This window comes from Chryseobacterium sp. YIM B08800 (genome assembly GCF_026163565.1).
Lineage (GTDB): Bacteria > Bacteroidota > Bacteroidia > Flavobacteriales > Weeksellaceae > Chryseobacterium.
Window position 1 is genome coordinate 1 of the sequence record NZ_JAPDKN010000081.1, and the last position, 15,086, is coordinate 15,086.

A 15,086-nucleotide genomic window follows, 5' to 3' on the forward strand; every position below is an offset into this window, starting at 1 on the left:
TTCATATTTATACTTTTTACCTATAAAAATAAAACGAGTAACCATTTAGATTACTCGTTCTTTGAATTATTTTTTATTTAAATTTCTTTGTAATGTTTCATTAATAAAGGAAATCAACACTTCTGAAACATTACCATTTTTATCTATTCCTCATAATTCCTACATAAGCTGCAAGGCATAGCATTCCTAGAAATGAAATAATAATATATAATATTAATAAAACATCTGAAAATATTCTTTTTCTTTTACTAAAATTTTGAATTCTATCTCTAATATTTTCGTATGATGTTACTTTCCAATATCTAAATCCTATTAAAGAAAGCAATGGTAAGCAGTAAGCTATAAGGAAATATTTATTTGAAGGTCCTATTTTAATATTAAAAAAGTAATCAAAAGCAATAATAATTGATATTAGATTCCAGCAAGGCAATGCACACGTCATTACAATTCCGTAACTCTTTTCTGCTTTATCATTGTTGAAATACCTATATAAGTTTGTTAATTGATAATATATATAATCGATTAAAATCATTTTCCTATGTTATTTATAAATTCTCCTAAGTTATAGCCATTCTCATCAAGATGCTGTCCTATATCCTTTCCTGTAATTATCGAAGATGCTGCATTGAGAATAAAGTATGTACCTGCTATTCCTTGAGTGACTCCTGTAGGAGTTACCGCCAATGCAGACATTGCTGTATCTAAAGTGTTTGAGGTTGTGAACCCGTTCTGAGATATATCATATATTCCCAATCCCACTCCAGCAACACCCAAAGCAGTACCCGCAACCTTTGCTCTGCCAGCCCACTTTAAGGCTTTATCTGCGTTGACTTGCCTAAATGGTAATTTTAAGGAAAGTACTTTTTTGCCTAAAATTTTTTTTTCAAAATATAAAGACATTGTTGAATATGGTTTTGGTGCACCATATATAGATGCATGTTTATCTCCCGCTTCAACAAGTTGACTAAATGTAAATGCGTATCCAGAAAACTTTCTTAAATTTGATGCTGTTTTATTCCAATCAACACTATCAAAATATGATTCTAACTTTGCACTATGCATTATCATATAAGCTGATACCCCACCCATTTCATCACCATCTCTATACTTCGAATCATCACCCTCTAAGGTATACCAGTTCGCATATCCATTGTTGAAAGACAGACCCGCCATTTAGAAAATAATTGTACATAGAACCTGCGGCATTTCCTGTAAAATTATAACCACCAGATCCACCGCTTCCATCATTTCTGTTGCTTCCTAAAAAGCTGTCACTATACTGCTTTCCTGTTACATAGCTTGGCGTTCTACCAGAAGTATCTACGTGCCATCATCATTAAACCATCTTCCGTCTACATCAATAAACAAGAGTAGTGAATGCCTACTCTTGTTTTTGAATGTTTATTTTTAATTAGTTTTGGATTTCAGTGATTTAGGTTTTGTAAAAGTTCCATCACTAACTCTGAAACATTACCCAAAAATTCTAATTAATGTCCCGATAATAAAAATAACGATACTAATAATAATAAAAATCTTGAGATAGGTTGTTATTCTACTTTCCTCATTTTTCTTATTTTCTATCTCTGAAAGATTGATTTTTCCAATAAAAAGCAGTTTGAAATATTCTTTGGGTGAAAGGTTTTTTCTAATCTTAGGTAAAGTTATTATTTTCATTATCTCATCCATGTTTTTATAATAAAGTCCCAAAATTTTAAGTCTTGTAATATTGCTCTCATCTACTAAATATAAAACTTTATAGCTACCCAAGCTTCCTGTTTCTGTTGTCTGAAAGGTTCCAATATAATCCTCAAAATATAATGTCTTACCGAAAGGTTGTAGAATAGAATAATATTTTAACTGATTTTTTGACTTATCTATTATTAAATATTTAAAGCCCTTCAAAACAATCAAAAGAAATAATTCTAAGAAAAAACAAAAAATAAAAATTGAAATATTAAAAAACGATACTCCTTTATCTATTATATAAATGATAGTTTTTATGCCGAACATATAAGCCCCAAAGATTAATAAGAAAAGCATTAGAAAAAACCATAAATACCAATTTATGTGTATATTACTTTTTATCATTTTTATCATTTTTAATAAAGTCCATCATACATATCTACAGTAATACTTTGTCCCCAATCACTTTGATCAATTACATCGGAAAGAGTTCTAAATCCATTACCATTTAAATAATTTACGGCACCCGTTCCCATATCTGCCACAAACCAAGCTCCTGCCACTATTGAACCAACACCTGAAAATGAAGCTCCCAACATAGCTGCGTTAATCATATGGGATGGCTTGACCTGTCCAGACATTGCAATATCTGCAGCAAGAAATACACCTCCTGCAACTGTTAATTTAGTTCCTAAACTTCTTGCTCCTTGAAAACCTTTTACCTGCTGCCCTCTCCAATATTTAGCGCCTGGATTTTTCCATCTTCCTTCCCAAGAAAACGAAGTACCTCTTGTTTTAGTTTGGTGCCATATATCATTATATTGAAATACACCAGTTCTCGGTATATTTACAGTAGCACCTAGTCCAATTGCTGTATTTGCTAAAAAAGAGGTTTTAGATAAAATATTTGAATAATTATCAAATTTACCTTTTGCGTTCCATTTGTTCATATAAGAATTAAAACGGCTTTGTATATAACTACTTCCCCAACTAGAGAACACAACCTCCGGAATTTCAATAAAACCATCTAAAAGCGTATTGAGACTTATATAACTTCCATTGTATCCTAAAGAAATATGATCCGTATTTTCAAAACCATATCCTGTATTCTCCCAAGTTCCTCCTAAAGCAAACATTTTATTAAATAAGTCTGGACTCATTCCACTAACACTACCGCCGCCGCCATTATTTCTATTTACTCCTAAAAAGCTGTCACGATATTGTTTCCCACTTACATAGTTTGGCGTTCTACCAGAAGTATCTATCGTACCATCATCATTAAACCATCTTCCGTCTACATCAAATCTTAACACAGGATTATTTGCAACATAAGAATAGGTACTTGTAGAAACGTACATTTCAGCAAGCTGATCTATTCCGTTCCATCTTCCAATTTCAGGCATATATTGTCTCCATCCGTAATCAATCATACCCGTCTCACTCTGTAGCTCTTTACCGTTGTATTTATAAGAAAATGCAGAATTAGCCATGTTTCCGGTATTATATCCTGTATGCTTTAATCCAAAAGGATAAATTGTTTTCTTCTAAAACCGCTGGAAAACCATTTGCTCTTTTTGCATAGCTTAAAGGAATATTTCCTAAATGGATAGTCTCTAAATAGTATTCTAGAATTTTAATATCTCTCCTAAATCTTTATAAATTAGTATATTAATATTTCAATATCCTAATTTTTCAAATATTACCTCAATTTGATAGTATAAGAAATATAAAGTTTTTGTTCTAAAAAAATAGTAACTCCACTGATACATTGCCTACGGTTGCAATACATTAGCCTATTTACCATTTGATATTAAGCTTTTCTCGTTTTTGAAAAGATTCAAATTCTTTAGTGTTCATTGGACCAGTTATCTTCTCTTCATAATTATATTCATCAAAATTCTTATCCAATAAATAAAATATTTCATCTCCATAATAATCAATACATTTAAAGATAACATATTTATTTTCTATCCTATAGTCTTTTACTTCAAAAGGAAATATATTTAACTGATCTCCATTATCAAGTTTAATAGCTGCAACAGGATAATCATAAAGCTCGCCTCCGTTAGCTACATATAAATTATTATAAACTTTCTTTTCAGAAAGGCTACATGATACTGTTATTAAAAACAATAAACATAAGAAAACTCTTTTCATTATTTATAAATTTTTTCTTTCCAAGTATATGTTTGGGTCATATTACCCATTTGTGGTAATAGAGATCTACTCCAAGATGGAACAGGTGCTTGATAAAAAAATGATTTAAAGCTAGTTCTGTTGAATATATCAAAAGTTAGATATTCTCCATCTGAGTGTATATTGATTGTCATACTTCCGATAAACTGTTTGTATGGACTCGCTCCAGAATTAATTGCACCTTGTAATCCAAAACTTCCAGAGTAATTTGTAACATTCACATTAAAACTTTTCAGACGATCTGCTTTTGCATACCAAAAATCTCTTGCCCTTTCTACTGCAGGTGCGTTTTTCAAAGAGTTAACAATTCTTTCTTTAGTAATAACTCTATGTACTTTACCATTTCCTGAAAACCAGTCTGTAGTCAAACTAAAAGCATCTCCAAAATTTGCAAAACTTTCAATAAAATCTTTTTTTAATGAACCAAGCCAACCTTTTACTTCATCACCAGGATTTTTTTTATCGGGACAACAATCTTCCATAGGGTCTTTTGTATTATCTATGTAATTCTGCATCCAAGGACTCAATGAGCTTTCACTAGAAGAAGCTAGCCATGCATCTATAAGATCTCCTATGGTAGGTTCAGATGCAGATGTTAAATCTCCTACCCAAAGACTTCCACCACTACCGCTGCCTCCAGAGCCATCATTTCTATTTACTCCTAAAAAGCTGTCACGATACTGCTTTCCTATTACATAGCTTGGCGTTCTACCAGAAGTATCAATTGTACCATCATCATTAAACCATCTTCCGTCTACATTAATAAACGAGAGTAGTGATCGCCTACTCTCGTTTTTGAATGTTTACATTTAATTAGTATTGAATTTCAGTGATTTAGTTTTTTTTAATTGCTATTACTAATTATTTGCTTTTATAATTTTCGAAACTATTTAATATTATATTTTCTAATTGAGAAAAACTACAATTTATAAAATTGGCAGATATTGATATAGGGGTACCATAAGAATTATAGTTTCCTTTAAGTAACTTGGATTTTATCCCTTTTGTCGCATTAATATATTTTTTTGGATTTTTTACTTTTATAAGTAGGAAACTTGTCGATGCTACATTACTCTTATCTATTGAAACTATATCTTCCCATTTAATAAGCCCTACACTTACAAAACTTGAATTATCAATAATTCCTTCTTGATTTATTATAATTCCTATATTTCCATCAAATATTTTTTTTTGAATAGCACTATACAATGCAAAACCAAAAAAAAGTAAACCTAAAATCCCTGCAAATTTTATAAATAACGTATTTCTTACTAAAAATGTAACAAAATCATCAGGTTTAATAATAAAAAAAATACTTAAAGTTATAAATATTAAACATCCTACTACTAATAATGAAAATTTTTTATTACTAATTTTAATTACTATACTGTCCATTTTCTTTTTTAATTAATAATTCCATCTCAGACGATCTTATTTTTCGAAAGTGTTATAATACCACAATTGTATTTCTCCTACCAATGATGTGGGCTCTTCATTTGGATCAAACTCTTTTACACCACCATTTTCTATCTGCTCTTGCGTATAACCTCTTTCTTTAAATATTTTTTTCTATTAATATTTCCTTCTACAAACGTAAATAGTGCAGATATAATAAAATATCCTATGATTAAAATTCCTCCTTTTTTATCTTTTTGGAAATTATATGTCAAAAATTTCTTTTTATTAACAAACAATAAATAATTCCTATAAATATCATTATAAATATTCCATAATATTTATTTTTTAGTGTTGGAAATAATTCTGAATAACTAATTACTCCATATAAAGAGAATAAATTAATACTTATTACACTTGTGCTAACTGCAGTCGCACTAAACAAAGCCTGAGATTCACTTTCCTTGTATCTGTCTTTATAAAATCGATATATTCTGAATAAAAAATAATAATAATATTCTTTTTTCATTACTTAGTTTTCATATAGCTTTTTTATTTCAAAAAATATAATTCAAAATTATGATTACGTAAGTCGGCGATTATTAATACGATGATACAAATTACTATACTCATAATGATATAAAGTTTTGCTGATATATCCCAATGTTTGAATATTTCACTATTTTTTTTAAAGTTATCAAATATTTTTATGTACTTTTTCTTATAAAAAATTAAAAAATAATTCGTAATTACTAAAAAAGATAAAAAAATAATTATAATGGCTTTATAATTTGAATTGAGTTTCGGAATAGTCCAAAAATCAGTTACAAACAGATATACCATATAAATCGAAAAAATATTTAAATTTAATAATAAAGAAGTTACAGCTAATGTCGCAAAAATTGGAGTTTTTTCCTTTTTATTATAATATCTGTATATAACGAAGTTTAAATAATAATACCATTTCATATTTAATTTATTTATTCCAAAAATCATTTCCTGTTTGTTCCAATACTAATTTTCCACCAAAGTATATTAAGCTAACTGGAGCTCCCCAACCAGTAAAACCAATACCTCCCATTATTAGATCTAATCCACCTTCTCCAACTAGATTTTTTCTACCAGAAGCTATTTCCCAAACCGTGATTCCCACTCCAATTCCTCCAACAACTTTTCCTGCTACGGAATATACAGAAGCTGCTTTTGCTGCTGCAGCATTACCATATCTTAATCCTTGAACACCTCTTACAAACTTACCATTTTCTCCGAGCTCTAAAAGTTTGGTGCTTTTTATTAGGCCTTTTGCATCTACCCAGTAGTTTTTATTATAAATACCTTTTTCTAAACCGTAATAAGCAATTCCGCCCATTGTTGCAGCATTTCCTATTTGGCCCCAATTGTATCCTTCGGTAGCAGGAAAATATCCTCTGTCTCTAGAAGATGTATTGAATCTCGCAGTATACATAGTTATTCCTCCTGTATTACCTGTAGGCAATCCATCATAATCAGAATACATACTATTTTCCCCTTCATCTAAGGTCCACCATCTTGCCTCTCCATTTTTAAACGAAATTCCATCTATACTTCCACCATTTACAAAATAATTGTACATAGAACCTGCGGCATTTCCTGTAAAATTATAACCTCCAGATCCACCGCTTCCATCATTTCTGTTGCTTCCTAAAAAGCTGTCACGATACTGCTTTCCTGTTACATAGCTTGGAGTTCTGCCGGAAGTATCAATTGTACCATCATCATTAAACCATCTTCCGTCTACATCAAATCTCATTATCGGGTTATTGGCAACATAAGCGTAAGTACTAGTCGATGTATAGTTTTCAGATAATTGATCTATCCCGTTCCATCTACCGATTTCTGGCATATATTGTCTCCATCCGTAATCGACCATCCCCGTTTCACTCTGCAATTCTTTTCCGTTATATTTATAAGAAAATGCAGAGTTAGCCATGTTTCCTGTATTATACCCTGTATGCTTTAAGCCAAAAGGATAATAATTGTTTTCTTCTAAAACCTGTGGAAAACCATTTGCTCTTTTTGCATAGCTTAAACGAATACTTCCTAAATGATCTTTAGTAGGTATAAATATACCTATTTTGTACGAAATCATAATATCTTCTTCATTGGCTGAAAACTGTAATTTTTTCACCAATACATTTGGAACATGAGTAATCATCTACCTTCATATTTATACTTTTTACCTATAAAAATAAAACGAGTAACCATATAGATTACTCGTTTTTGAATTATTTTTTATTTAATTTTTTTGTAATGTTACATTAATAAAGGAAACCAACACTTCTGATACATTACCTTTAATTTCTTTGTAATGCATCATTAATAAAGGAAACCAACACTTCTGATACATTACCAGATTTTTTCATTTTTACAATTTTTGTTCCCGTAGAATATTAGTAAGTACCAAAATTAATTTTGTGCAAATGAAATGTAGATGCAAAAAAGATTACAGTTATAAATATGATTATTCCCCAAACAATCATTCCTCCAAAAGTATTTTTTTTTCTAGATAATTCATCAAATTCTTGTTTATATTTTTTCCAAACATTATCATAATAATCAAGTGATATATAATTTGAAATTATGATAATTAAACCCATTATATATATAAATACATTTGAGCTTGATTTCGGAGTAATTTCATTAAATATTTCGTAACAGTTTTGAATTGTGAAAACAATCCAAAGTTCAAGAGCCATAAGTGCTAAACTTGCTCTAAACTTACTAAAGAAATTTTCAAAAGGAGATGATGTCCATAACATTATTTTATATAATTTATAAAAAAAATAATAATAAGCTTTTTTCATTTTTATAATTTTTGTGATCCATAAGGAAAAATGTATTGACGTGGCAATCCTGAATCCTTGAAAATAGCATCAAATTCTGCTTGCCTTCTCTCAGTATCTTTTATAGCTCCAGGATGATTTTCATCACCTGTCCATCCTCCCGGATAGAAAGCATCCATACCGAAATATAATAATGACGGAATAGTCCCTACCCCAGTTAAGCCGTAAGCACCCATCGCTGTATTAAAAGTGAATTTTTCTCCAGAAATTCTGCCTTGTTTATAAGCACTATAATCTAAAAATATAGCGACCCCAAAAGAGAATCTTCCAATTGCTCCCGCAACAGGTGCTGCCTTAATAAATGTTCTTCCATTGCCATAAAATTTATTGCCAAAAAAATTTACAGGCGCATTTGGTCTTGCAGTTCCTATGTAAAATCGATTTGCAAATGTATCAATTCCGGTTCCCGTAGCTCCAATAAACCAATTTATTTTGCCTCCTTTAGAATACCAATTACCGGATTCATCATTTGTAGAGTTAAATCTTGCAGTATACATAGTCATATAAGCAGATGATACCTCAGTCATTCTGCCATCGCCATAAGACATGGTATCATCACCCTCTAAGGTATACCATTTTGCCCATCCATTTTTAAACGAAATTCCATTTATACTTCCACCATTTACTAAATAATTGTACATAGAACCTGCGGCATTTCCTGTAAAATTATAACCACCAGATCCACCGCTTCCATCATTTCTATTTACTCCTAAAAAGCTGTCACTATACTGCTTTCCTGTTACATAGCTTGGAGTTCTGCCTGAAGTATCAATTGTACCTTCATCATTAAACCATCTTCCGTCTACATCAAATCTCATTATCGGGTTATTGGCAACATAAGCGTAAGTACTAGTCGATGTATAGTTTTCTGCTAATTGATCTATCCCGTTCCATCTGCCGATTTCAGGCATATATTGTCTCCATCCGTAATCAATCATACCCGTCTCACTCTGTAGCTCTTTACCGTTGTATTTATAAGAAAATGCAGAATTAGCCATGTTTCCGGTATTATATCCTGTATGCTTTAAGCCAAAAGGATAATAATTGTTTTCTTCTAACACCCGCGGAAAACCATTTGCTCTTTTTGCATAGCTTAAACGAATATTTCCTAAATGATCACCATAATTATAAACATACCTTGCATTTGCAAAATCATAATATCCTTCTGATGTCGGGAAAAACTGCAAAGTACCGTTCTCATACTGAAACCCTCCAAGATAATCAACTGTTTTTCCGTTACCAATCTTTTTTAACTTTGTACCATCTGCGCTGTAAAAATACTGCACATTCTGATCGGGTGCAGTAGCCATTACTGTAGCCAAATTTAAAAAATTATATTGAATGGAAGAAATGCCTTTATCCGTATGGCTCGTCATATTCCCGTTTACATCATAAGATAATAGATTTCCACCAATAGGATATCCACTCTGGTTTTCTGTAGCATCCTGTACTTTATGAAGTTGGTTGCCACTATAGGTATAAGAAAGGTTGTCTATAAGAACAGGGGTTGTAGTACCTTGTGGTGCATATCTTTTAAGACTCAGGATGTTCCCGTTACTGTCGTAAGTTTGGCTTTCATTAAAAAAGTCATTTTGGGGAACAGCTACCGAAGCTTCAGAATAGGTTCCTTTCAGAAGTCGGTCGAGCTTGTCATATTGATAAGAGTATCTTCTTAAAACTTGGTCGTTGGAAGTTTTCCAGTCTACCTCTGTAATAGAGCCGTTAAACTTTGCCGATGCTGCAGAAGTATTAGAAGGATTCTGGTATTTAATCTCATACGCGAATAATTTACCATTTAGATTGGCGGGATCATTTATTTTAGTGAGAGCGCCGTGAAGGTTATAAGCATAAGTAATATCCTGAAGTCCTCCTCCTGTCTTTTTATTGGTAATCTGAGAGAGCTCATTATAAACATTTTCCGTAAGCAGCTCGGCAGGGTTATTATTCACCTGATGCCAATGCTTCTTCATCCTGTTTTGAGGATCATACTCATAGGTTTCTCTCAATGTTATTTCATTGTCTGCCGCAGTACGTTTATGGTATGTATAATTTTCTTGTGGCATCCCTGCAAAATCAAGTTTTGATTCTTTTGTAGTATAACCACCCATGTGATTTACAGTATATGCTTTAATAATTCTGCCTTTGCTGTCATACCATAAAAAATTCTTTGTCCAGTTATCATTTTCAATATTCTTGATCAGCGAAGCTGTAGGAAGCGATTTGGTGCTTGTATTATAAGTCTGCGCATCCTGAGAAAGAACATTTTGTCCTAAAATCTGGGTTGGGATTGCAGGAGTTCCGGTAGGGTAAGTATCATAGTAATTAACGCTAAGTACCGTCATGCTTCCTGTAGGGAAAGCATTTTTAGTGTAATAAATATCTATACCATTTGCCGTGAAAAAAGAATCGCTCCTGTTTTCATTATTGGCTGCATTGGCAGACATGTTATTCAGGGCGGTCTGCATCGCTACTCTAGTCGCTGTATTGCTGAAAAAACCAGAATATACCACTCTTCCGAGCTTATCATATTTTGTAAACAGCCAGCCTCTTTTTGCAAAATTGTTGGCAGTACCTCTTAATGCTGCGTCCTGAGAAAGCACCAGTCTGTCCTGCTTATCATATACCAAAAATTCCCATCCTTTTCCGGGAAGCTTTTTTTCTACAAGCCTGTTCCAGCCATCATACCGGTACTGATAGCATAGATTATCAAGTGTAAGCTGGTCGGTAAGCCCAGATTCTGATGCTAAAGGAGAAATTACATAAACCTGATGTCCGTATTCATTATATACATAATAGGTATCAATGTTTTTAGAACCGTCATTTTTCCTTGAGAGTACAAGCTGCCCCTTTTTGTTTTTGTACTCTGTATTGATGCGCCCATCTTCATCAGTCACGGTTGTTTTGTAAAGCTGTGCAGCAGGATATGTTCCACTAAGGGAGAGAATACTGTTTGTTCTTGCTTCTACCCATGTTGTAGAAACGATGTATTTTTTTACCTCTCCTGCCGTGTTTGCTGCGTAAGCCATAGTAGCAGGATGGCTATTCCAGTCATTACCCGGTTTTTTCTCTTGCAATACTCTTCCCAATGGGGAGGCTTCAGGTATTTTTTCAGAGTAGATTTTCTCATTTCCATACACTGCATTTGCTGCAGAAAGAGGATTACTGTATAAGCTTCCGTTTTGAGATGTCGACTGCGGAACCGGAAGGTAGTTTTTTAACTCTCTTCCATAGCTGTCATATTCTACTGGAACCACAATATCATTACCCTGCGGTGTCGCTTTTACAGAAATACCTTGCTTCAGTCTTCCCAGACCATCAAAATACTGTACAGATTCTGCTTTTTTGGTGCAGTCTTCATTAAGACAGTTTTTACTGTAAATATAATTTTCTGTTGCCGGGAGGTTTGCCTGGCTGTAGAGTGAATAATAAGAAAATATAAAGAGTAAGTATACTATTTTTTTCATTGCATTTTAGTTTTTGTAATTGTACTTATATTCTTTCAGCACTTTTCCGTTCATATCGGTAACCTTCTCCAGCTTGTTGTCTGCATTGTAAATGTAGATCTCCCTAATTCCGTTGGGTGGAGTATTGGTAGTCATCCCGATCAACGGGTCATAAGTATTGGTAGAAATGGTAAAATCCTTTAAAGCTGCATTCTTCCTGAAGTTATCTAAAGCTGCAAGCAATGCCTGTTCGTTTGCAGGATCTGCTGCATCTGCATTTGATGCATCTATAATAGCTTGAATATAAGGAGAAACCTGTGCATAAGTAGCGCCCTGTATATTTGCAATAGGCTGGGTTTTATCGTATCCGTATACAATTGCCGTGGGAATTCCCACAGAGGAAGTCATTTGCAATACATTACCTTTTTCATCATACAAATCAAAAGTCATGGCTGTTTTTCTACTTCCGTCACTAATATTGATTGCCTGTATTGAAGTAGGTAACACGGATGATGCATTATCAAATTTTGTTTCTGATCTGCTCAATGTTTTTCCGTTTTCTGTAGCCTCCTGTATCACGGGTATTCCTGTAATATTTTTTGAGAAAAGCCCGCTATAAGTTCCTGAAGAAGCAGGATAGGTGAGTGAGGTTTCTGTACTTACGTCATCATATATTTTTTTTATGGAAGAAGCTTCAAGATTATCGCCATTAAATTCGGTTTCAGTTTTTTCCTCTATAATCTGATTATCTATGTAGCTTTTTGTTGTTGCCACTATTTTCTTGAAATAGGCAGCTGCTGAATACATATGATCGCCAATCATTAAAAAATGTTGACCGCTCGGAACATTCTCCATAGTATAGTCTGTGTTTTCGGAAATCAAAAGCTGGCTCTGTGCGTTATATATTTCTTTTTTCTCTGCTAATCCACCTTTTGTAAGGTTGTAATAAGGCCAGAAAGAATAATTTGATCCCACAGTTTGATATGAAGGATAATCATTAGGGTTTTTGTAGTAATATTTAGTATACCCAATAGTATCGTCTGCATTGGTTACTTTAACATTTTTATACAAGGTAAACTGGCTTACATTGGCATCTCCAAAGTCATCTTCAGGATCAAAATTATAGCCGGTAGAGCTGTTGCTGTCAGTAAAATTATCATAGCTGAATTTAGTAACTCTTACAGGGTTTAAATCATTTCTGTTATCATAGTGTTTAATATTCGCTATTCTCAAGCCTGTGGTAACCTCGCTGTTTTTAAAAGGCAACGGAGTATGCCCAAGATCCAACATCATTATATTACCTGTTCCTCCAGAGCCAACAAAATTTATTTCATAATAACCGGGAAAAAGATCAAATTCCTCCATTTTGTAAGTACTGCTGTTTCCAGGATTTGCACAAACTCCATTGCTTGTCATCGGGTTGCTTCCCTGTTTGATACTGAAATCTACATAAGTTGGCGTATTAGAATCCCAAAATATAGGAGTATAGGTAGAGGTAACATTAAAAACAATATACACCTTCTTTTTTATATTGGGTGTTCCTGGTATGTTAAATAATCGCGTTGTTCCCTGGTTTGTATCAAAAGAAAACTGACTAAAGTCCTTTAAATATTGTAATTGAGAATTTACAAAGCTTGATCCCTCAATGATAGGTTTGAGATATTCAGATGTTCCTTTATCCATGTATATTTCCTGCGGTTCAAAGTTGTATTCTGTAACTCCTCCTGCTGGACTGATCACTCTTTTCAAAACTCCAATACCTGCATATCTCGGGTTTGTAGTACGATCGTTTACAGGACAGAAGTAAGAAAGGTTGTAACCATAAGGAACATTAAAATCTGTAGTAAACTGATCATATTCACTCGTGTTATACTGAAATTCTGTTTTTTCTGATACAATATTATTTCTGTTTATTTTTTTAAGCATAGTTAGTACCCTCTTGCTGGTACCCGTTGCTTGAACATCATTGTATAGGGAATGTGAATATTCAAATCCATATTGCGAAATCATATGATTATAGTTATCTTTTAAGACTACTTTTGTTATACTGTACGGATCATTCATCGTTTTTTCCAATGAACTGTCATAAGTGTAATCAAGCTCTATCTTTCCATAGGAAGGTGATATAATTGTTTTCAGTTTACAAGCCTGATAATCAATCAGATTACCAAGTTTATATTTCGTGTCTTTCTGATAAGAAAAATTTGCAATTTCTACATTATTCGCATCTTTAATCTGGCTAAGAAAAAAAGCAGATTTATAAACTCTTCCATATTGCTCAGAGCTACTTTTACTATAATCATTAAAAAAATATTTAATCCCTTTGGTATCTGTAATTGTAAATGAGTTTAAAATTAAAGTAGCACTGTTATTTTCTCTTGTATATTCTATCTTAACTAAATTAGATGATATGTTAACTACAGAGAATGTATTCGCAGTAGTATTTCTTACAATCTTAAACTTTCCTGATAATCCGGGCAGGTTATAATAATAGATATCATCAAATTCATTTCTTTGATAATATTGAAGGCCGTCATCATCATATTTTTCATCAAGCTCTCCTACAATTTTTCTTGATATAACCCCGCCCATAAATAATGACCATCCCGTACCAACATCACTTGCCGCTTCATAAGGAGAAACATTCATAGGATTATATGAAAGATTTAAGCTAAGGGCGATATTTTTATTATTAGAAGGCAAGTTTAGCAATGGAAATGAGATATCAGGAATTCCAGAAGCATAAGAAACTGGAGCATTGGAGTAAGCAGCCAAAGACGATACCGATGGTACAGGTCTTGAAAAGTCTCCAAAATTGACGTCCTGTTGTTGGGCTTTAAAATAAGTATAAGCACCAAAAAATAAAATAAGTGCCGATAATTTTAGTTTTATATTCATCATGTTTATTTTTTAATCAATTTAGCATTCGCAGTTTTCTCAGTATCAGTTTTTATCACAATCAGATAAGCTCCCTGAATCATATTTTGCGTGTTAATTTTCGTCACTTTATTCTTCGTCTTTAAACCCTGAAGTTGTCTTCCTCCCATGTCATATAATGTGATATCTGCTTCCTTAAAATCAAATCCAATTTCCACATAACAATAATCTGATACCGGATTAGGATAAATCTTGATATTTTGCTTTTCGATTAACTGGTCAATCTGAGAATCTCCCAATTTTACAATCTTCCAGTTCTCTTTTCCGAGTTCTTCAGCGCTTGTTCCTGCTAATACAATTGAACCATCTTTATTCATTTTCAGATCAGAAAGTCTTTCCTCTTTCTTTCTCGATTCTCCTTTTACATGCTTTCTCCATTGTTCATTTCCGTCATTGTCGATATACATCATCCAAAAGGTCTCATCATCAACCTCGATTCTTCCTTCTGCCTGAGTATAACCACCCAACAATATTCCTTTGGTTGGGTTCACTCCATTCACCCCGCTTCCGGCATCCCGCATCCCGTTTATCACATTCATCCCCATCAGAA

Annotated in this window: 12 protein-coding genes; all 12 read right to left on the reverse strand. The window is 32.8% G+C overall.

The genetic code is table 11. From position 1 onward, the window contains the following. Positions 1–139: 139 nt before the first annotated feature. On the reverse strand, positions 140–532 hold the full coding sequence (locus OEW74_RS18840) for a hypothetical protein (RefSeq protein WP_265429937.1): 393 nt from the start codon (positions 530–532) through the stop codon (positions 140–142). Then, positions 529–1,173 (reverse strand): hypothetical protein, encoded by a 645-nt coding sequence (locus OEW74_RS18845; RefSeq protein WP_265429938.1) that lies wholly within the window; start codon positions 1,171–1,173, stop codon positions 529–531. Before OEW74_RS18845 ends, OEW74_RS18840 begins: the two co-directional genes overlap by 4 nt. A 297-nt stretch (positions 1,174–1,470) precedes the next feature. Then, a complete protein-coding gene (locus OEW74_RS18850; RefSeq protein ID WP_265429939.1) occupies positions 1,471–2,088 on the reverse strand; it encodes a hypothetical protein in 618 nt (205 codons plus the stop codon). An 11-nt stretch (positions 2,089–2,099) separates the two neighbouring features. Beyond that, a complete protein-coding gene (locus OEW74_RS18855) occupies positions 2,100–3,173 on the reverse strand; it encodes an RHS repeat-associated core domain-containing protein (RefSeq protein WP_265429940.1) in 1,074 nt (357 codons plus the stop codon). Positions 3,174–3,480: 307 nt separating this feature from the next. After that, positions 3,481–3,840: a hypothetical protein gene (locus tag OEW74_RS18860; protein ID WP_265429941.1), complete on the reverse strand. Its 360-nt coding sequence runs from the start codon at positions 3,838–3,840 to the stop codon at positions 3,481–3,483. Beyond that, a complete protein-coding gene (locus OEW74_RS18865) occupies positions 3,840–4,394 on the reverse strand; it encodes a hypothetical protein (RefSeq protein WP_265429942.1) in 555 nt (184 codons plus the stop codon). Before OEW74_RS18865 ends, OEW74_RS18860 begins: the two co-directional genes overlap by 1 nt. Positions 4,395–4,740: 346 nt before the next feature. Then, the gene (locus OEW74_RS18870) at positions 4,741–5,274 is read right to left on the reverse strand and encodes an STM3941 family protein (protein WP_265429943.1); all 534 of its coding nucleotides are present in this window, start codon (positions 5,272–5,274) and stop codon (positions 4,741–4,743) included. A 976-nt stretch (positions 5,275–6,250) separates the two neighbouring features. Continuing rightward, complete coding sequence (locus tag OEW74_RS18875) at positions 6,251–7,468, reverse strand: RHS repeat protein (protein WP_265429944.1); 1,218 nt, start codon at positions 7,466–7,468, stop codon at positions 6,251–6,253. 235 nt (positions 7,469–7,703) lie between these two features. Next, positions 7,704–8,117: a hypothetical protein gene (locus OEW74_RS18880; RefSeq protein WP_265429945.1), complete on the reverse strand. Its 414-nt coding sequence runs from the start codon at positions 8,115–8,117 to the stop codon at positions 7,704–7,706. 2 nt (positions 8,118–8,119) lie between these two features. Further along, positions 8,120–11,620, reverse strand: a complete 3,501-nt coding sequence (locus tag OEW74_RS18885) for a DUF6443 domain-containing protein (RefSeq protein ID WP_265429946.1) — start codon at positions 11,618–11,620, stop codon at positions 8,120–8,122. A 6-nt stretch (positions 11,621–11,626) separates the two neighbouring features. Then, complete coding sequence (locus tag OEW74_RS18890) at positions 11,627–14,497, reverse strand: hypothetical protein (RefSeq protein WP_265429947.1); 2,871 nt, start codon at positions 14,495–14,497, stop codon at positions 11,627–11,629. Between the two features lie 5 nt (positions 14,498–14,502). Continuing rightward, on the reverse strand, positions 14,503–15,086 hold a 584-nt coding region (locus tag OEW74_RS18895), incomplete at its 5' end, for a T9SS type A sorting domain-containing protein (protein ID WP_265429948.1).